Annotated in this window: 15 protein-coding genes and 1 pseudogene; 4 read left to right on the forward strand and 12 right to left on the reverse strand. The window is 70.4% G+C overall.

Annotated features, from left to right (window positions below; translation table 11 throughout):
• Positions 1–86: 86 nt before the first annotated feature.
• Positions 87–1,037 (reverse strand): tetratricopeptide repeat protein, encoded by a 951-nt coding sequence (locus CDO52_RS23005; protein ID WP_026126215.1) that lies wholly within the window; start codon positions 1,035–1,037, stop codon positions 87–89.
• A gap of 380 nt (positions 1,038–1,417) precedes the next feature.
• Between CDO52_RS23005 and CDO52_RS23015 the strand changes: the two genes are divergently transcribed.
• Positions 1,418–2,155 carry a hypothetical protein gene (locus CDO52_RS23015; protein ID WP_017620890.1) on the forward strand — a complete coding sequence of 246 codons (738 nt, stop codon included), beginning with the start codon at positions 1,418–1,420 and terminating at the stop codon, positions 2,153–2,155.
• A 129-nt stretch (positions 2,156–2,284) separates the two neighbouring features.
• Here the strand turns inward: CDO52_RS23015 and CDO52_RS23020 are convergent, their stop codons facing one another.
• Positions 2,285–3,982 carry an acyl-CoA mutase large subunit family protein gene (locus CDO52_RS23020; protein ID WP_017620891.1) on the reverse strand — a complete coding sequence of 566 codons (1,698 nt, stop codon included), beginning with the start codon at positions 3,980–3,982 and terminating at the stop codon, positions 2,285–2,287.
• Positions 3,983–4,084: 102 nt separating this feature from the next.
• Positions 4,085–4,636: a MarR family winged helix-turn-helix transcriptional regulator gene (locus CDO52_RS23025; protein ID WP_017620892.1), complete on the reverse strand. Its 552-nt coding sequence runs from the start codon at positions 4,634–4,636 to the stop codon at positions 4,085–4,087.
• Positions 4,637–4,928: 292 nt separating this feature from the next.
• Between CDO52_RS23025 and CDO52_RS23030 the strand changes: the two genes are divergently transcribed.
• Positions 4,929–6,896: a glycoside hydrolase family 18 chitinase gene (locus CDO52_RS23030; RefSeq protein WP_094932695.1), complete on the forward strand. Its 1,968-nt coding sequence runs from the start codon at positions 4,929–4,931 to the stop codon at positions 6,894–6,896.
• A 694-nt stretch (positions 6,897–7,590) separates the two neighbouring features.
• On the opposite strand, the gene meaB is transcribed toward CDO52_RS23030, so the two are convergent.
• The 3 genes from meaB to CDO52_RS23045 form a co-directional block, all read right to left on the reverse strand.
• Positions 7,591–8,538 (reverse strand): methylmalonyl Co-A mutase-associated GTPase MeaB, encoded by a 948-nt coding sequence (meaB, locus tag CDO52_RS23035; protein WP_017620894.1) that lies wholly within the window; start codon positions 8,536–8,538, stop codon positions 7,591–7,593.
• Positions 8,539–8,692: 154 nt separating this feature from the next.
• Positions 8,693–9,247 (reverse strand): DinB family protein, encoded by a 555-nt coding sequence (locus CDO52_RS23040; protein ID WP_017620895.1) that lies wholly within the window; start codon positions 9,245–9,247, stop codon positions 8,693–8,695.
• Positions 9,248–9,345: 98 nt separating this feature from the next.
• Positions 9,346–10,533 (reverse strand): acetyl-CoA C-acetyltransferase, encoded by a 1,188-nt coding sequence (locus CDO52_RS23045; RefSeq protein WP_017620896.1) that lies wholly within the window; start codon positions 10,531–10,533, stop codon positions 9,346–9,348.
• Between the two features lie 110 nt (positions 10,534–10,643).
• Between CDO52_RS23045 and mce the strand changes: the two genes are divergently transcribed.
• On the forward strand, positions 10,644–11,087 hold the full coding sequence (mce, locus tag CDO52_RS23050; protein ID WP_017620897.1) for a methylmalonyl-CoA epimerase: 444 nt from the start codon (positions 10,644–10,646) through the stop codon (positions 11,085–11,087).
• Positions 11,088–11,524: 437 nt separating this feature from the next.
• Positions 11,525–12,817: a DivIVA domain-containing protein gene (locus CDO52_RS23055; protein ID WP_017620898.1), complete on the forward strand. Its 1,293-nt coding sequence runs from the start codon at positions 11,525–11,527 to the stop codon at positions 12,815–12,817.
• A gap of 199 nt (positions 12,818–13,016) precedes the next feature.
• Here the strand turns inward: CDO52_RS23055 and CDO52_RS23060 are convergent, their stop codons facing one another.
• The 6 genes and pseudogenes from CDO52_RS23060 to CDO52_RS23085 form a co-directional block, all read right to left on the reverse strand.
• Positions 13,017–14,738, reverse strand: coding sequence for a solute symporter family protein (locus tag CDO52_RS23060; protein ID WP_017620899.1), 1,722 nt, complete (start codon positions 14,736–14,738; stop codon positions 13,017–13,019).
• A gap of 104 nt (positions 14,739–14,842) precedes the next feature.
• A pseudogene (locus CDO52_RS23065) lies at positions 14,843–15,205 on the reverse strand (DUF485 domain-containing protein); the annotation flags it as partial.
• 281 nt (positions 15,206–15,486) lie between these two features.
• Positions 15,487–16,218: an alpha/beta hydrolase gene (locus tag CDO52_RS23070; protein WP_017620901.1), complete on the reverse strand. Its 732-nt coding sequence runs from the start codon at positions 16,216–16,218 to the stop codon at positions 15,487–15,489.
• A 58-nt stretch (positions 16,219–16,276) separates the two neighbouring features.
• Entirely contained in the window at positions 16,277–16,591 is a 315-nt protein-coding gene (locus CDO52_RS23075) for an ATP/GTP-binding protein (protein WP_198345778.1), read from the reverse strand.
• Positions 16,588–18,135: a mycofactocin dehydrogenase MftG gene (mftG, locus tag CDO52_RS23080; RefSeq protein WP_198345779.1), complete on the reverse strand. Its 1,548-nt coding sequence runs from the start codon at positions 18,133–18,135 to the stop codon at positions 16,588–16,590. Before mftG ends, CDO52_RS23075 begins: the two co-directional genes overlap by 4 nt.
• 11 nt (positions 18,136–18,146) lie before the next feature.
• A complete protein-coding gene (locus CDO52_RS23085) occupies positions 18,147–19,373 on the reverse strand; it encodes a 3-hydroxyacyl-CoA dehydrogenase (protein WP_017620904.1) in 1,227 nt (408 codons plus the stop codon).
• Positions 19,374–19,447: the final 74 nt, after the last annotated feature.

Here is a 19,447-nt window from a genome sequence, read left to right on the forward strand (position 1 = left end):
CCGGCCCCGACCTGGCAGGGGGCGGAGCCGGAGCGGGACGACCCTCGCAGCGATCGGTGACCCGTGGCCGGAAATCGGCGCGGAGGCTAGAAGAGCGCGGCGGTGAGGGCGCGCCGGGCCTTGGCGACGCGGGGGTCGCCGGAGGGGAGCACCTCGAACAGGGTCAGCAGGTGCTTGCGCGCGGCGTCCCGGTCATCGCCGGAGGTGCGCTGGACCGTGCCGATGAGCCGCTCGAAGGCGTCCTCGAACTTGCCGCCGTACATGTCGATGTCGGCGACGTTGACCTGCGCCGCCACGTCGTCGGGGTTGTCGGCCGCGGCCTTGCGCTCCGCGTTGGCGTCCAGCCCGTGCACGCGGCCCACGAGGCGGACCTGGGCGAGCTTGAGCTTGGCGTGCTCACTGGAGGGGTCGGCTTCGACCGCCTTGGCGTAGACGGCCTCGGCGGCAGCGAAGTCGCCGCGCTGGAGGGCCTCCTGCGCCTCGACGTCCGCGGGGTCCTGGGGCCCCTCCTGCCCGCCGTTCTGGCTCTCGGCGGTCTCGGCGCCCTCCTGGCCGAGGCCGGTGAACTCCTCGGGGAGCACGCCCTGCTGCTTGAGGCCGTCGAAGATCTGGGTCAGCCACTCGCGCAGCTGCTCCTCGGTGGCGGGACCCGCGGGGCCGGGCACGACCTGGCCGCCGATGACCATGGCGACCATGGGGACGCCCGGCACGCGCAGCGCCTGGGCGAGCTGCGGGCTGGCCTGGACGTCGACCTTGGCCACGATCCACTGCCCGCCGGCGCCGGTGGCCAGCCGGTCGAGGGCCGACTCCACCTGAGACGACTGCTCAGAGCTCGCCTGCAGGATGGCGAGCACGACCGGGGCGCTCATGGAGCGCTCCAGGACCTCGTTCTGGAAGTTCTCCTCGTTGACGTCGATGGCGTAGGGGTTGGCTGTGCCCGACGACTCCTGCGCCTGCCGCTTGGCCTCACGTTCCAAGGCCGCCTTGCGAGCACCGAGGTCGACCGCGCTGTGCATTGAGTAGTCCGAAGGCTGCATACTTCCATCCTGCCGTATTCACAGCAGCGGCCGTCACCCTCCGCACCGACGGGGGCGGGGTCGGGTGGTCGCTCGGACTCGTAACCCCTCGCGCAATCCGCCGAATGGATCACATGTGCTGGCCCACGGGGCCGCGCTGCCCGCGATGTCCGGCAGTGCGCAGGTCATCCAGCACGAGGAGGAGTCCTTACTTCCCCGCCGTGTCCCTACTTCCCCGTCGTTCTCCGCTATCGTGGCGCCGCCATCGGGGCCGGGGCGGCCCTCCGGCGCGACCGCGTTCGACGGGACCCACCCACGCGGCCACAAGCGGAGCCTCCACGACACGGCGAACGTCCCCGTGTAGCGCCAGAACCAGCGGCGGTGTGTAACAGTACGTCATTATGTGGAGACACTCCGCGCTGGCGTCGACGCTGGGCCGTGTCGGCTCCCGCTCACGGCGTCGCCGCGGTGCCCTGGCGCTCGCGACCGCCACCGGCGCCCTGCTCCTGGGCACGACCGGCACCGCCGCCGCGCCCATTGCGGCCACAGCCGGCACCAGTGGTCCCGCGCTCTCGGTGGCCAGGTTCAGCGAGCACCAGCCGAGCATCCGGCCGAGCCAGGCCGCGGAGGCGCTCGGTAGGTTGGCGGCCCAACCCGGCGGCCCGGAATCATCCACCGAGTCAGACGGGAGGGACGTGCGCCCCTGCTTCCACCCGCATTGGGTCACCCTGGCCGTCGAGAACCGGGTGTGGCGGGTGCATGGCAGGTCCTGTCCGGACTGGGCGCCCAATGGGCGCATCCCGCTGTTCGCCCGTCCCGCCGCCGAGAGCCGGGTGGTCGGCCACCTCGACTCCCAACGTGAGGCCTGGTACCACTGCCAGGACGTCGGGGCACCCTTCCACCTGGGAAACGCGGTCAGCCGCTGGTGGGCGGCGAGCCGGACCCCCGATGGCCACTCCGGCTGGGTTCCCCAGGTCTACTTCCGCGGCGCCGCCCCCGGCGCGGCCGACAGCGGCCTGGAGTTCTGCGGCCATGCCGGCAGCCGCGACGACCACAAGGTGGCCCCGACCCCCATCGCCCTCCCCCTCCCGACCGGGCCCGCCGACGCCCACGCGGAGACTCGAGAAGGCCGGAACTGACGCGAGTCGGCGTGCGGCGCCGCTGCCTGTCGCGACGTTCTCGACCGCTGCACTACGGCCGACGCGGCGGAAAAGAACGGTGGCCCTGACGGAGACCGTCAGGGCCGGATGTTCGGGTGGGTGGCGCTTCTAGAACTGCGGCGCCTCGGTGTACGTGCCGAACTCTTCACCCATGGTTCGGCAGATCTCGCCGAGGGTGGCCTCGGCGCGGGCGGCGTCGAGGATGACGGGGATGAGGTTGCCGCTGTTCGGGTCGCGGACGGCTTCGAGGAGCCGGTCCAGTGCGGCGTCGACGGTGGCCTTGTCACGCTGGGCGCGGCGCTCGGTGAGGACGCGTTTCTGTTCCCGTTCGATCTCGTGGCTGATGCGGAGGATCTCCAGCTCGCCCGAGACCGTCGACGTGTGGGCGTTGACGCCGACGATGCGCTTTTCGTTCTTCTCCAGGGCCTGCTGGTACTGGAAGGCCGACTCGGCGATCTCGGAGCTGAACCAGCCGTTCTCGATGCCGGCGAGGATGCCGGAGGTCATCGGACCGATGGGGTGCTCGGCGCTGTCGCCGCCGCCCATGTGCAGGATGCGCTCGAAGATGCGCTCGGCCTCGGCCTCGATCTGGTCGGTGAGCGCCTCGACGTACCAGGAGCCGCCGAGCGGGTCGGCGACGTTGACGACGCCGGTCTCCTCCATGATGACCTGCTGGGTGCGCAGCGCGATCTCGGCCGACTGCTCGGTGGGCAGGGCCAGGGTCTCGTCGAGGGCGTTGGTGTGCAGGGAGTTCGTGCCGCCGAGCACGGCCGACATCGCTTCGAGGGCGGTGCGCACCACGTTGTTGTAGGGCTGCTGGGCGGTCAGCGAGACGCCCGCCGTCTGGGTGTGGAAGCGCAGCCACTGCGCCTTCTCGCTCGTGGCGCCGTAGCGGTCGCGCATCCAGCGCGCCCAGATGCGGCGCGCCGCGCGGAACTTGGCGATCTCCTCGAAGAAGTCGATGTGCGCGTCGAAGAAGAAGGACAGCCCCGGCGCGAACGTGTTGACGTCGAGTCCGCGCGACAGGCCTAGCTCGACGTAGCCGAAACCGTCGGCCAGCGTGAACGCCAGCTCCTGTGCGGCCGTGGCCCCGGCCTCGCGGATGTGGTACCCGGACACCGACAGCGGCTTGAACGCGGGGATGTTCTCCGCGCAGCACTCCATCAGATCGCCGATCAGGCGCAGGTGCGGCTCGGGCGGGTACAGCCACTCCTTCTGGGCGATGTACTCCTTGAAGATGTCGGTCTGCAGCGTGCCGTTGAGCTTGCCGGTGTCGACGCCCTGCCGCTCGGCCGCCGCCAGGTACATGCAGAACGCGGGGATGGCCGGGCCGCTGATGGTCATCGACGTCGTGATGTCGCCCAGCGGGATGTCGTCGAACAGGATGTCCATGTCGGCGACGGAGTCGATGGCCACGCCGCAGTGCCCGACCTCGCCGAGCGCCTGCGGGTCGTCGGAGTCGTGGCCCATGAGGGTGGGCATGTCGAAGGCGACCGAGAGCCCGCCGCCGCCCGAGGCCAGGATCATCTTGTAGCGCTCGTTGGTCTGCACCGCGTTGCCGAACCCGGCGAACTGCCGGATGGTCCAGGTGCGTCCGCGGTACCCGGTCGGGTACAGGCCGCGGGTGAAGGGGAACTCGCCGGGCCAGCCGATGCGCTCGAAGCCCGGGACCTGGGCCCCGTCGGTCGGCCCGTAGACGGGGTCGACCTGCTGCCCGGAGAGCGTGGTGAAGTCGGCGTCCCGCGTGCGGGACGCGTCGAACCGTGCCTGCCAGCGGGCACGCCCGTCATCTGTGTGCTGAGCCATACTCCGATAGTAGGACTTCCTACTAAATTTCGATAGGGCCGGTCCCCGACAGCGTGAGCCGTGTGAGCTGGATGGGCTGTGTGATGCCAGGGCGGCCGGGCGTCAGGACTCGCGAGAGGAACCGGGCGCGCGACCGTCCGCCCCGGCGTCGTCGGGGAAGTCGCCGTAGTCGACGCGCAGGCGGCGGAGCATGCCGTGGATGTCCCACAGCTCGCTGTCCTCGTAGCAGTCCATGCCGAAGTCCATGGCCAGCAGGTCGCGCGTGGCGTCCTCGACGACCTCGCGGCCCGACTCGGTGATCTCGGCGAGCGTGCCGCGCCCGTCGCTGGGGTTGGGCTTGCGCCGGACCAGGCCCTGGCGCTCCAGCCGGTCGATGGTGTTGGTGACGCTGGTCGGGTGCACCATAAGGCGCTCCCCGATCTTGCCGAGCGGCAGCGCACCGGTGGAGCTGAACGTCAGCAGCACCAGCGCCTCGTACCGCGCGAAGGTCAGCCCATAGGGCTTGAGTGCGCCGTCGAGCTGGCCGATGAGGATCTGCTGCACCCGCATGATCGAGGTGACCGCGACCATCGCAGGGGAAGCGCCCCAGTGGCGGCTCCAGTTGTCATGGGCGCGTTCGATCGGGTCGAACCGGAGATTCAGCGGGTTTCCCACGCTGCCACTGTAGCGAGCCGGGGATGGTTAACACTCAACTTGCCCCTGGTCAAGGAGAGCTGACTGGCCACCATTGGCCACAGCGCCTACGCGGACCCCGATCCAGCCCGCTACCTGGGTTTCCCATCACCAGGAAATGTTCACGTTGTCACTCTGGCGTTCGGGGACTTAAAAGGGGCGCGCGTGTCGTTGACCGTTCACAAAACTAATAGTTAAGTTTCCTAAAAATTGGTGTCCACACCAGCACATCTCCCATCCCCCATAGGTCCTACGCAGCAGGAGATGCAGCAACGTGAGAACCCCCCACCTACGAGGCCGGCTCGCCGCCGCGATCGTGACGGTCCTCGTCGCACCCCTCGCCCTCATCGCGGCCCCCGCCTCCGCCGCCCCCTCCGGTGTCACCGTCATCTACACCGAGGGGTCGCGCTGGGACACCGGCTACAGCGGCCAGTTCACCATCGACAACCAGTCCTCGACCGCCCTGGACGACTGGACCATCCGGTTCACCCTCCCCTCCGGCGCCAGCGTCTCCAGCCTGTGGAACGCCACGATGGAGCAGTCCGGCTCCGACTACACTCTCACCCCGCCCAGCTGGGGGGCGTCCGTTCCCGCCGGAGGCACCTACCAGATCGGCTTCAACGGGTCCTTCTCCGGCGGCGACACCGATCCGGTCGGCTGCACGCTCAACGACGCGCCGTGTGCCGGAGACCCCGGCGAGGGCGACACCGAGGCGCCGAGCACGCCCACCGACGTCGGCGTGCGCGACACCACCGCCACCAGCGTCACCCTTGAGTGGGCCTCCTCCACCGACAATGTGGACGTGGCCGGATACGAGATCGCCGACGCCGAGGGCACCGTCGTGCGCACCGTCATCGGCGGCTCCACCAGCGGCACCGTCAGCGGCCTGTCCCCCGACACCGCCTACACCTTCACCGTCCGCTCCTTCGACACCGCGGGCAACCGGTCGGACGCCAGCGCGGCCGTCACCGCCCGCACCGCCAAGGAGGACGACGGCGGCCAACCCCCGGCCGGGCAGCGCCGGGTCGGCTACTTCACCCAGTGGGGGATCTACGCCCGCGGCTACCTGGTGAAGAACATCGACACCAGCAACACGGCCGAAAAGCTGACCCACATCAACTACGCCTTCGCCAACATCAACGCCAACGGCCAGTGCTTCCAGGCGAACCAGGCCGGTGAGGGCGACGCGTGGGCCGACTACGGGCGCTCCTTCCGCGCCAACGAGAGCGTCGACGGTGTCGGCGACACCTGGGACCAGGACCTGCGCGGCAACTTCAACCAGCTGCGCGAGCTCAAGGAGAAGTACCCGCACCTGAAGGTCAACCTCTCCATCGGCGGCTGGACGTGGTCGAAGTACATCTCCGACGCCGCCGCCACACCCGAGTCCCGCCAGCGGATGGTCTCCTCGTGCATCGACATGTTCCTGCGCGGCAACCTGCCCGTGTTCGACGGAGCCGGCGGCCCCGGCGCCGCCTACGGCGTCTTCGACGGCATCGACCTGGATTGGGAGTGGCCGGGCTCCGAGGGGCACCCGGACAACATCGTCCGCCCCGAGGACAAGCAGAACTTCACCGCCCTGGTCCAGGAATTCCGCACCCAGCTGGACGCCCTGGAATCCGAGACCGGGCGCGAGTTCGAGCTGACCTCGTTCATGCCGGCCGACCCGGAGAAGGTCGACGCCGGGTTCGAGGTCCCCAAGATCATGCCGAACTTCGACTTCGTCACCGTGCAGGGCTACGACTTCCACGGCGCCTGGGAGGACATCACCAACCACCAGTCCAACCTGGTCCTGGTCGAGGGTGATCCCGGACCGCGGTTCTTCAGCAGCGAGATCGCCATCGACACGTGGGTCGACCGCGGCGCCGACCCCGCCGACCTCGTTCTCGGCGTGCCGTTCTACAGCCGCGGCTGGCAGGGCGTCGAGCCCGGACCGCGGGGCGACGGACTGTTCCAGAAGGCCAGCGGACCCGCCCCCGGCACCTACGAGGACGGGTATGAGGACTGGAAGCGGGTCCGGAACCTGGTCGACCAGGGGTACACGCTGCACCGGGACGACGCGGCCGGAACCGCCTGGCTGTACAACGGCGACATCTTCTGGACCTACGACGACGAGACCGCGATGCGGCAGAAGGCCGCCTGGACCCAGCAGCGCGGGCTCGGCGGCAACATGGTGTGGTCGCTCGACGGCGACGACGCCCAAGGTTCCCTGATGTCGGCGCTCCACGGAGCGCTTGGCTCCTGACCCACCCCGAAAGAGGATCCGGGGCCACCCCCTCCCGGCCCCGCAGGTCCTCCCCCCGGTGGCGGCCCGGTGCGGCGGGCCGCCACCTGACGCCGTCCCGCCCGGAGTGCACCCGGGCGGGACGGCCCCTCTTTTCGTTGATCTCGGGGATATCGACCGAATATCGGCGAGTATTCGGTCGATATCCCCGAGATCAACGGGCTGTGCGGGGTGGGACGCGCTCAGCGGTCGAGTGCGGCGGGGCGGGGGCTCGCGGCGCGGGGGTAGTCTTCTCGCTTCGCGTGAGGCGCCTTCCGCGATGCGGGAGCACTCTCCTGTCGCAGCCCCCTTTTGGCGATGATCACGGGGATTCTCTTCGTTTGTGTCCCTTTTATCCCAACAATCGCCATGATCATCGCGGGAAACTTGTGGCAAACCGGGCATACACGGCGCCCGGCGGCCAGCAATCCGACGTCTGGGCCACCCGCATGCCCCGCCCAGGAGCCGACAGGGGCTCCCCACCCCCGCCTCATCGCCGCCGCCTTCGTTGCTCCACCCGGGAGGAGACCGGTGGGGCGGGCCGCCGCTCCGCTTGGCCGCATCCTCTGAGACGACCGGCGCCCCGAGCCCCTCCGCCGTCGGTGCCGCTTTTCACCCAAGAACACCGGAAAGGAAGAACGCCGACAAGGCCGCCCAGCAGGCCCGACCGAAGTGATCAGCGGTCGAGGGCGGACAGCAGGGTGTCTGCGGCGGTGTAGGGGTCGCCGTGGCCGGTGGCGACGGCATCAGCGAGTTTGTCCAGCCCGGCGTGGCCGTGGATGTCGGCGAGTCGGTCGCGCAGCGCGCTCATCACGATCGCCTCGATCTCCTCGCGGGCGCGCGCGAAGCGGCGGCGGTCGAGTTCTCCGCTGTCCTTCAGGTGGGCGTGGTGCTGGTCCAGGCGCTCCAGGAGTTCCTCGACGCCTCCTCCCTTGGCCGCCACGGTGCTGACGATCGGCGGCTTCCACTCCTCGGGGGCCCGCTCCACCTGGCCGACCATCTGGCGCAGCTCGCGCACGGTGACGCGTGCGCCCTCGCGGTCGGCCTTGTTCACCACGAAGATATCGGCGATCTCCAGCACCCCGGCCTTGGCCGCCTGGACGCTGTCGCCCATCCCGGGTGCGCAGAGCACCACCGTGGTGTCGGCGTGCCGCGCGATGTCCACTTCGGCCTGGCCCACGCCCACCGTCTCCACGAGAATCACGTCGAAGCCCGCCGCGTCCAGCACGCGCAGCGCGTGCGGCGTGGCCCAGGACAGGCCGCCCAGGTGTCCGCGGCTGGCCATGGAGCGGATGAAGACCCCGCTGTCGGTCGCGTGCTCCTGCATCCGGACGCGGTCGCCGAGCAGGGCGCCGCCGGTGAACGGCGAGGAGGGGTCGACGGCCAGCACAGCGACGCTCTCGCCGCGCGCCCGCAGCGCTTTCACCAGCGCGTTGGTGGAGGTGGACTTTCCGACACCAGGCGACCCGGTCAGCCCCACGATGCGCGCGCCGCCGCTGTGCGGCGCGAGCCCCGCCATGATCTCCCGCAGCTGCGGGGCGGCGTTCTCCACCAGGGAGATCGCCCGCGCGACAGCGCGGCGGTCTCCCTGGATCATACGGTCGACGAGTTCGGGGGCCTGCATGCGACTCCTCGGCGTTGAAGGCTCCGTGCCGGATCGTTGGTGATGCCAAAGATCCGATGACGCCGAGTATCGCAAGTGGCGGGAGAGCCCCGTCACACGAGGTCCCCCGCCGCGTCGTGCGCCGCTGTGTTGGCCCGGTTGGAAGCCGGTCCGGTTAGAAGCCGGAGGTGCCGTCGATCTGCTCGCGCAGGATGTCGGCGTGCCCGGCGTGGCGGCCGGTCTCCTCGATCATGTGCACGTAGATCCAGCGCAGCGAGAGCCCACCGATCTGCGGGTGGGTGAAGGACTGTTCCAGCGGCAGGTCGGCGGCGGCCGCGCGGGACTCGGCGCAGGCGCGCTCGTAGTCCGCGATCAGCGTGTCGAGCGTGTCGTCGTCGGTGAGGTCCCAGGTCGGGTCGTCTTCAGGCGTCTCGAAGTCGATGCCGAGTTCGGCCTTCTCGCGGCCGAGCAGGTAGTGCTGGAACCAGCTGCGCTCGACCACCGCCAGGTGCTTCAGCATTCCGGCAAGCGTTGTCTTGGACGGGACGAGGCGGCGGCGCGCGTCGGTCTCGCTCACCCCGCTCGCGCGCCCGATGACGGCGGCGCGCAGGTAGTCGAGGAACGCTTCGAGGGTCTCGCGCTCGGCCGCTCGGCCCGCGGCCACAACGCGTTTTTCCGTGTCGGTCAGGGGGCGGGGGAAGGTGCGCTCTTTGCTTTCGCTGTCGCTCATGCCCGGCAACCTACGCGCCGGGTACGACACCGGAAAGCGATTATTTCGGGCCTCGCCGAACGCCCGCTTCTCCGATGCCGTACCCGGCGAAGCGCGGGTCAGGCGCCAGGCACCTGGAGCAGCAGCGCGTCGCCCTGGCCGCCGCCACCACACAGGGCGGCCGCGCCCAGGCCGCCGCCGCGGCGGCGCAGCTCGTGGATGAGGGTGACCGCGATGCGGGCGCCGGAGGTGCCGATGGGGTGCCCCAGCGCGATGGCGCCGCCGTTGACGTTGACAATGTCCTCGGAGACGCCGAGGTCGCGCATGGACTGGACGGCCACGCTGGCGAAGGCCTCGTTGATCTCGATCAGGTCGAGGTCGCCCACCTGCTTGTCGGCCTTGCCCAGCGCGTGGTTGATGGCGTTGGACGGCTGGGACTGCAGCGAGTTGTCCGGGCCCGCGACGTTGCCGTGCGCGCCGATCTCGGCGAGGATCTCGCAGCCGAGCTCCTCGGCCTTGGCCCGGCTCATCACGACGACGGCGCTGGCGCCGTCGGAGATCTGCGAGGAGGACCCGGCGGTGATGGTGCCCTCGGTGTCGAAGGCGGGGCGCAGCCGCCCGAGGCTCTCGGCGGTGGTCTCCGGGCGCACGCCCTCGTCCTCGGAGAAGACGCGCGGCTCGCCCTTGCGCTGCGGGATGCTCACCGGCACGATCTCGTCGGCGAACCGGCCGTCCTTGGTGGCGGCGGCGGCGAGCTGGTGGGAGCGCGCGGCGAAGGCGTCCTGCTCCGCGCGGCCGATGCCGAGGCGCGCGTTGTGCCGCTCGGTCGAGGCGCCCATCGACTCGTTGTCGAACGCGTCGGTGAGGCCGTCGTGCGCGGTGGCGTCGAGCATCTCGATCGAGCCGTACTTGTAGCCCTGGCGGGACTTGGGCAGCAGGTGCGGCGCGTTGGTCATCGACTCCATGCCGCCCGCGACGACGACGTCGAACTCGCCCGCGGCGATGAGCTGGTCGGCGAGCGCGATCGCGTCCAGGCCCGACAGGCACACCTTGTTGATGGTCAGCGAGGGGACGTTCATCGGGATACCGGCCTTCACCGCGGCCTGGCGCGACGGGATCTGCCCCGCGCCGGCCTGCAGCACCTGCCCCATGACCACGTAGCCCACCTGGTCGCCGGGGATCCCCGCCCGCTTCAGCGCCTCCTCGATGACGATGGCGCCGAGGTCCACGGCCTGGAAGCCGGTGAGTGACCCGAGCAGTCGCCCGATGGGTGTCCGGGCTCCACTGACGATGACGGATCCGGGCATTGGGTGCGCCTCCATGTGTGTTCTTGTGGCTGTTCGCCCGTTCGCTCACAACACCTGGTCTGTCACCATACATATACGTCCTTCACCCACTTTCCGGGAGGTCCACGGCAGTGCCTGCGTTCACCCGTATCGACCACATCGGCATCGCCTGTCACGATCTGGATGCCACCGCGCGGTTCTACCGGGACACCTACGGCTTCGAGGTCACCCACACGGAGACCAACGAGGAGCAGGGGGTCCGGGAGGCGATGCTGCGGATCAACGGAACCGACGACGGCGGCGCGAGCTACCTGCAGCTGCTGGAGCCGATCCGTGCGGACTCACCGGTGGCGAAGTTCCTGGCCAAGAGTGGGGAGGGCGTGCACCACATCGCGTTCGGCACCGCCGATGTCGCCGGTGCCGCCGCGGCTGTCGGCGAGCGCGGAGTCCGGGTGCTGGGCGATCCCCGCACCGGGTCCATGGGCTCGCTGATCACCTTCCTGCACCCGAAAGACTGCGGTGGGGTGCTGACCGAACTGGTCGAGTCCGCCGCGAAACCGGACGGACACGCCTAGAAGTTCGAAAGATGGCGCGCGCACGCGTTATCACGCTAACGTGATCTAACCGTCACTCCACGTGTCGGTGCACGTCTCGACCCGACCAGGGCCGCAGACCTGGGCAGGAACCAACCGAAAGGCCCTTCCGAAAAGGCCTGAGCTTGATAAAGTCTGCTAGTCGCCGGACTCGGATCGTCGGCGGCATCTGTCCCCCCGTACGTATGCAGACTCGTCGAGGCGGGTCGAACATTCGCGGCATGCGCCTTCATTGAGCAAACCTTGACATCAATGGAGTGAACATCCCTACGCGGAAGGACCTCGCGGAGTACCCTTCCCGGGGAAGTGCTACCGCCGATTCGAGGTGCGAGGAGCCGTCCTCCACGCCACCTCATGGCTCTCCAAACGACAATCTCCGCATACGTAGCCGTCTCGTCACCCGTTCAGGATTCCGCCACATGTCGTCGCCAGATATTGAAGCCCAGCTCAGCAATTTCTTCGAGGAAGGCACTCAAGCCACCGAGTTCGACGTGGTGCTGCGTGGTTACGACCGGCACCAGGTCATGGAGTACATCGGCCAGAAGCACAACGAGCTCAGCCAGGCCCATGAAGAGGTCGAGCGCAACCGCAAGGAGCTCGCCGAGGCCAAGCGCCAGATCCAGGAGCAGGAGCGCCCGACCTACTCGGGTCTGGGCGCCCGCATCGAGCAGCTGCTCCGGCTCGCCGAGGAACAGGCCACCGAGCTTGTTCAGGGTGCACGCGCCGAGGCCAATGACATCAAGTCCGCGGCCAAGATCGAAGCCGCCGAAATGCGGGCCGCCGCCGAGAACGAAGCGACCGATCTGCGCACCACCGCCCAGCGCGAGGCGGACGAAATGCGCACGGGCGCCGAAACCGAGGCGGAGGAGATCCGCACGACCGCCCGTCGCGAAGCCGACGAGCTGACCTCGACCACCGAGCGCGAGGTGCAGAAGAAGCGCTCGGCGGTCGACCACGAGATCGCCGAGAAGCGCGCCACGTTCGAGGGTGAGATCGCCAAGCTGCGCACCACCACCGAGCGCGAGTGCGCGACGGCCCGCGCGTCCGCCAAGCGCGAGCGCGACGAGACGCTGCAGACCGCCAAGCGTCAGGCCGACGAGATGCGCGCCCAGGCCCAGCGCGCCGTTGAGGAAAGCGAGGCCAAGCGGGCGCAGGAAGAGGCCGAGTTCGAGATCCAGCTGGCCAGTCGCCGCGAGGAGGCGGAACGTCAGGACGCCGAGCGCCTGGCCGCCGCGCAGGCCGCCACGCAGAAGCTGGTCTCGGAGGCCGAGGAGCGGGCCGCCAGCGCCGAGCAGCGCGCCACCAAGGCGAGCTCGCAGGCCGAGCAGACCCGCCGCGACGCCGAGCAGCACGCCAAGCAGGTCGTCGCCAACGCCAAGAAGACCTCCGAGCAGATCGCGGCCGAGGCCAAGAGCAAGTCCGAGCACCTGGTCAGCGACGCCAAGGCCGAGGCCGACCGCATCATGACCGCCGCGCAGCAGGAGGTCGACGAACTCAGCCGCCAGCGCGACGGCATCCAGTCCCACATGGACCAGCTGCGTCAGCTGCTGGGTGGAGGCGGCGCGCCTGCCGCACCCCCGGCCCAGGCTGCCGCCCCGGCCGCCCAGGAGCCCGCGGCCATCGAGAGCAACAACAAGCAGCAGCAGTCCCAGCAGGCCGTCCCCGCCAAGTCCGGCAAGGGCGGCGACGACGAGGACTGGTGGCAGGAGTAGCGACTCCGGCACCCCGCCTGCCTGTGCCAGGCACACGGAGGCGGGAACGCGCGTGAGTCATCGTCCGTAGCCGCAAAAGCAACGGACGCCACCGCCGGAGGCCCGGCCCCTGAGCAGGGGCCGGGCCTCCGGTCGTTCTGTGGGTCGTGCGTCGGACCGGCGTCACCGCCGACGAAGCGGCCGGGGCACCGCCCTCACGTCAGTGCGCCCCGCCCCCGGTGACGGCGCGCACCTCCATCTCGGCGAACCGGTCATCGTCGCGCTCCTTGGACAGCAGCGTGCCGATGACGGCGCAGAGGAATCCGGCCGGAATGGACACCAGCCCGGGGTTCTCCAGGGGGAACCACGCGAAGTCGATCCCGGCGGGGAACAGCGACATGCTCTCTCCCGTCTCGGGGTGGACCTTGCCCGAGACCACCGGCGAGAAGAACACCAGCCCAACGGCGGCGATGAGCCCGCCGTACATCCCGGCGACCGCCCCCGTCGTGTTGAAGCGCCTCCAGAAGAGGTTCAGCAGCAGCGAGGGCAGGTTGGCGGAGGCCGCGATGGCGAACGCCAGCGCCACCAGGAACGCGACGTTCAGCCCCTGGGCGAAGATCGCCAGGATGATCGCGACCACGCCGATCCCCATGGCGGCGATCCTGGCGACGCGGACCTCCTCCCGCTCCGAGGACTGGCCCCTGCGCAGCACGTTCGCGTAGAAGTCGTGCGCGAGCGACGACGAGGAGGCCAGGGTCAGCCCCGCGACGGTGGACAGGATGGCGGCGAACGCCGCGGCCGCGATGAACGCGAGCAGCAGCGCACCCACCGCACCGCCGCCCAGTTGCAGGCCGAGCTGTTGCGCGAGCTGCGGCGCCGCGGTGTTCCCGGCCGCGTTCTGCGCCATGATGGCGTCCCGGCCGACGATGGCCGCCGCGCCGAAGCCCAGCACCAGGGTCATCAGGTAGAAGGCGCCGATCAGCACGATCGCCCAGTTCACCGAGGTGCGGGCGGCCTTGGAGTCCGGGACCGTGTAGAAGCGGATGAGGATGTGCGGCAGCCCGGCCGTCCCCAGCACCAGGGCGATGCCGAGGCTGACGAGGTCGAGCTTGCTCCACAGCGTCGCCCACGCGTCGCCGTCCACCTCGACCCCGTAGCGCAGCCCGGGTTCCAGGAAGGCCTGCCCCTGGCCGCTGGAGCGGGCGGCGTCGCCCATCAGGGCACCGAAGTCGAACCCGTAGACGGCGAGCACCAGCACCGTCAGCAGGGCCGCGCCGCCCATGAGCACGGCCGCCTTGATGATCTGCACCCAGGTGGTGCCCTTCATCCCGCCGAGGGTGACGTACAGGGTCATCAGCAGGCCGACGATGACGATGCCGCCGACCTTCGCGGCGTCCGCGCTCAGACCGAGGAAGGTCTCCCCCTCCTGGATCCCGAGCAGGAGGGCGATCAGCGCGCCCGCGCCGACCATCTGGGCGAGCAGGTAGAAGACCGACACGGTGACGGTGGAGACCGCCGCGGCGGTGCGCACCGGGCGCTGCCGCATCCGGTAGGAGATGACGTCGGCCATGGTGAAGCGGCCGGAGTTGCGCAGCAGCTCGGCGACGAGGAGAAGGGCGACCAGCCACGCGACGAGGAAGCCGATCGAGTAGAGGAACCCGTCGTAGCCGAAGAGCGAGATCATTCCGGCGATGCCGAGGAACGAGGCCGCGGACATGTAGTCGCTGCCGATGGCCATCCCGTTCTGCAGCCCGGAGAAGCCGCGGCCACCCGCGTAGTAGTCGGTGGCCGATTTGGTGCGGCGGTTGGCCCACACGGTGATGCCCAGTGTGGCCCCGACCAACAGGAGGAACAGGACGATCGTGGCCAGGCGCTCGCCGCCGCCCGCGATGGTCTCGGTCGTGGTGGCCGCGCTCACGGCGGCCGCGGGGGCGGGGCTCATTCGTCGGCCCCCTTCATCCCGGAGGCGGCGGGTCCGGTGTCGGCCAGGTCGTCGGCCAGGTCGTCGGCCAGGTTATCCGCCGGGCCGGGTGCGGCGACCGCGCCGGCGCCCGCGCCGTTCAGCTCGGTGCGGAGCTCCTCGGCGAGGGGGTCGAGGCGGCGCGCGGCGTACCGGGCGTAGATGAACGCGATGCCGAACGTGGTGACGAACTGGAGGAGGCCGAACACCAGGGCGACGTTGACGCTGCCGAACAGGACGATGGCCATGGTGTCGCGGGCGAAGGCCGACATCAGGACGTAGAGCAGGTACCAGGCGAAGAACGCGATGCTCATCGGGAAGATGAACACTTTGAGGCGCCGTTTCAGCTCCACGAATCGTGGATCGTCACGCATGGCCACCGCCCTGTCGGTGGCGGCCCGCCCCCCTGTGCTGGTGTGGTCGGGTGATCCTCGCGATGGATCGACCATAAGTCTCAGACCCCTCTCGACGGCTGCTGGCGTGGCGGTGCGGCGGTACGGCGCTCGGCCGCGTTGCTCTCCCCAGCAAGGTAGAGGTGTTTTGAATCACACACCAGCGTTTGCATGTCACACAAAAATCACCCCGGAGGCAGGTACGCTCTCCGAGGCGATTGGTGTAATATTCAACTTTTTCGCCGAACGTAAGTTCCGGCACCTCAGGCGGCCCACGATTCGGCGAAACAGCTCGTCAACCGGGGTCTCCCCCACATACGGCGGCCCGGCTCCGCGCCTCAGACGGTGTCGCGCTCGGCGGGACCGTCCCAGTCGGTGGGCAGCGGGTACGCCTTCGGCGCGACGCGCTTCACGATCTCGTCGAGCACCGTGCGCACGTAGGGCTCCCCCACCCACAGGTGCTTGGCGTTGTCCACACCGACCACCTCGGCCTGCGGGACGCGGGCGAAGCGCTCGCGCGCCTCGGCCGGGCGCAGGTAGTCGTCGAACTCGGGCACCAGCGCCACCAGCGGACGCCCGAACTCCGCCCACCCGTCCAGGTCGGAGTCATCGGCACGGTGCAGCGGCGGCGAGAGCAGGATGGCGCCCTCCACCTCCGGGTCGCGCCCCCACTTCAACGCGAGCTCGGTGCCGAACGACCAGCCCAGCAGCCAAGGATGGGGCAGCCCCTCGAACTCGGCGAACTCGATGGCGGAGGCGACGTCGTAGCGCTCCGTCTCGCCGTCGCCGAACGACCCCTGGCTCGTCCCGTGCCGCGAGGTGGTGCCGCGGGTGTTGAAGCGCAGCACCGCGACGTCGGCCAGCGCCGGGAGCCGGAAGGACGCCTTGCGCAGCACGTGGCTGTCCATCATCCCCTCGTGCGTCGGCAGCGGGTGCAGGCAGACCAGCGTCGCCACCGGCGCGCCGGACTCCGGGAGCGCGAGCTCACCGACGAGCTCCAGGCCGTCGGCGGTATGCAGGGTGATGGGACGACGGTCGGCGGGCAGCACCGTGGCAGCGCGAATGTCCATGGGTCCTCGATATCGGATCGGGAATGGGGATGATCGGCGTCGGGAGCGGAGTCGGGGCTCAGCGCCGCGGCATCCGGACGCCGCGGTGCCCGCGCCGCTCCCAGCAGGAGGAGTGCCAGTGGCGGCGGTCCTCACCGTCGCCGTAGGGCCGCCACGCCACGACGTGCGGCATCCCGGCCGGGATCTCCTGGTAGCAGCCGGGGCAGCGGTAGGTCTTGGTGGCGGCCGCACCGCTGATGCGCCGGATGACCCACTCTCCGTCGGCGCCCGTCTCCCGGCGCTGGCCACCGGTGACGCGCAGCATCAGCGCATCCTCGTCGGGCGGCTGAACACGGGAATCCTTGCGGCGGGGGCTGTTACGGCGCGGGCTCACGATTCCAGGGTAGGGGGGAACGAACGTGCCAGGTGTTCACCCATCATGGCGGCGGTGGCCGCGGTACCGCGCGAGGGGGCGCGGGGCAGGATCGAGGAGTCGGCGACGCGCAGGCCCGTCACGCCGTGCACGCGGCCTTGGGCGTCGGTGACCTCCCCCATCGCGCAGCCGCCCGAGAGGTGGTTGGCGGTGGAGACGCGTTCCCCGATCCACGTGTCCAGGGCGCGGTCGGAGCCGAGGACGGCGGCCGGCGGGCCGCCGTAGGACGCCGTCAGGCGGCGCAGCGGCGCCGATGTGAGGATCTCCGCACAGCGCCGTACCCCCTCCCGCAGTCGGGCGCGGTCCGCCGCCGAGGTGAGGTGCCGGTAGGTGATGAGCGGTGGGGCGTGCGGATCGGCGGAGGCGAGGCGGATCGCCCCTGAGCTCGCGGTGCGCAGCAGGGTGACGCCGAACGCGACCTCGCCCGGCGGGGTCCCGGCGCCGCCCGGGATCAGCTCGGTGAACGGCGCGGTGTAGGGCATGATCTCCAGGTCGCCGTCGCGGCGCGCGCCCGTGCCCTCGTCCGCGGCGGTCGAGACCGCGTGCAGTGCCGCTTCCACCACGGCGGTCCGGGCGGCGGGGACAGCGGATGGGACGGGGGTGATGCCCACGGCGACGCCCGGGTGGTCGGTCACGGCCCGCCCGACGGCGGGGGCGCCGTGCACCACGCGGATCCCCAGGTCCGCCAGCTCATCGGCGGGGCCCACGCCCGAGAGCAGCAGCAGCCGCGCCGAGCCGATCGCGCCCGCCGCGAGCACGATCTCGTCGCCCCGGACCACCTGGACCCGGCCCTCGGTCTCGGCTTCGACCCCGATGGCACGGGTGCCCGCGAACAGGATGCGGCGGACGAGGACGCCGCCGCGGACGGTGAGGTGGGGCCGTCCGGCGTGCGGCAGCAGGTGGGTGAGGAGCGCGCTGTGGCGGATCCCGGAGACGACGTTGACCGGAACCGGGCCGACGCCCGGCGGCCCCGGAGCGTTCTTGTCGGGCTCCCACGGGTATCCCAGGCCGCGGCAGGCCGCCCAGAACGCCTCGGTGAGCGGGGACGCGGATCCGGGGAAGGTGCGGCGGACCGGCACCGGGCCGCGGCGGCCGTGCGGCGGACCGGCGAAGTCGTGGTCGTGCTCCACCGCCGCGAAGGAGGGCAGCACGCGCTCATAGGACCAGTCGGGGTGGCCGAGCGCGGCGATCGCGTCGAAGTCCTCGCGGGTGCCCCGGATGAAGACGCCGCCGTTGATCGCGCCCGACCCTCCGGCCACCCGGCCGCGCGGCACGGGACGCCGCGTGCCCGGGGCGACCTTCCCGGTGAAGGACCAGTTCAGCGCGTGGCCAGGCCGAGCGGCGGCCATCCGGGTCCCGTCCAGCACCTCCGGCGGGACGGCGTCGCAAGTGGCGGGGGCCGGTCCGGCCTCCAGCAGCTGGACGGAGCGCGCCGCACCCGGGGTGGTGTCGTCGCTGAGCCGTACCGCCAGGGCCGACCCGGTCGGGCCGGCCCCCACGATCACGACATCGGCGCCTAGGACTGCGCGGACCCCTGGCAGCAGCCCTCGTCGTCCTCCTCGAGCTCGGGGAGCTTGTCGAGGATCAGCGGGGCGGGCAGGGAGAAGGGAATCAGCCCGTTGTTGGTCAGCTGGAGGTGGTCCTCGGCGACCTTCTCGACACCGATCTCCTCCAGCAGCTCCACCGGCCCCTTGGGGTAGCCGCAGCCGAACCGCATCGCGGTGTCGACGTCCTGGGCGGTCGCGTAGCCCTCCCCGACCATGCGCATGGCGTCGTTGATGTGCGGGACGAGCAGCAGCCCGGCCAGGTCGTAGTCGTCGTTGCCCTCGTCGCGCAGCTGCGTGGCGAGGGCGCCCTGCGGCAGCTCTTCGGCGGGGTTGTCCGCCCCGGAGTAGTCGTAGAACCCGCGGCCGGTCTTGCGGCCGAGCAGCCCCGCGGCGACCATGCGGCGCAGCAAGGGGGTGGCGACGTAGCGCGACTCGCGGAACTCCTCCCACAGCACGTCCATGACGGCCAGGCAGACGTCCAGGCCGACGAGGTCGGCCAGCGTCAGCGGGCCCATGGGGAACCCGGCGGCCTTGGTGACCGACTCGTCGATCTCCTCGCGCGAGGCGAACTTGTGCTCGTAGGCCTTGACGGCGTCGTTGATGTAGGGGACCAGCAGCGCGTTGGCGACGAACCCGGCCCGGTCGGAGACGACGACCGGGGTCTTGCCGATGCGCTTGGCGACCTCGGAGGCGATCTCGGTCGTGCCCGACGAGGTGAGCACCGTACCGACGATCTCGGCCAGCTTCATGACCGGGGCGGGGTTGAAGAAGTGCAGCCCCACGACCTTGTCCGGGCGGTTGGTCAGGGCCGCGATCTCGGTGACCGAGAGCGAGGAGGTGTTGGTGGCGAGGATGGTTCCCGGCGGGCAGATCCGGTCGAGGTCGGTGAAGACGTCCCGCTTGATGTCGATGCGCTCGGGGACGGCCTCGACGACGAAGTCGGCGTCCGCCAGGTCCTCGCGGGCGGTGGTGAACACCAGACGACCGAGGATGGCGGCGTGCTCCTCCTCGGTGATCTTCCCCTTGCTCAGCGCTCGGCCGAGCGACTTCTCCAGGTGGCCGCGGCCGCGGTCGAGCGCGGCGTCGTCGATCTCCACGCCGGTGACCGAGAACCCGGCCCGGGCGAACACCTCGACGATGCCGGCGCCCATGGTTCCGAGCCCGACCACTCCGACCTTCTTGAATTCCTGCACCATGTGACTCACCTTACGGGGTGCCCGAACCGGCTCTTACCGGCGGGTACTTATTGGGATCTCGTCCAGAAATGTCG

Source organism: Nocardiopsis gilva YIM 90087 (genome assembly GCF_002263495.1).
GTDB classification, from domain to species: Bacteria; Actinomycetota; Actinomycetes; order Streptosporangiales; family Streptosporangiaceae; genus Nocardiopsis_C; species Nocardiopsis_C gilva.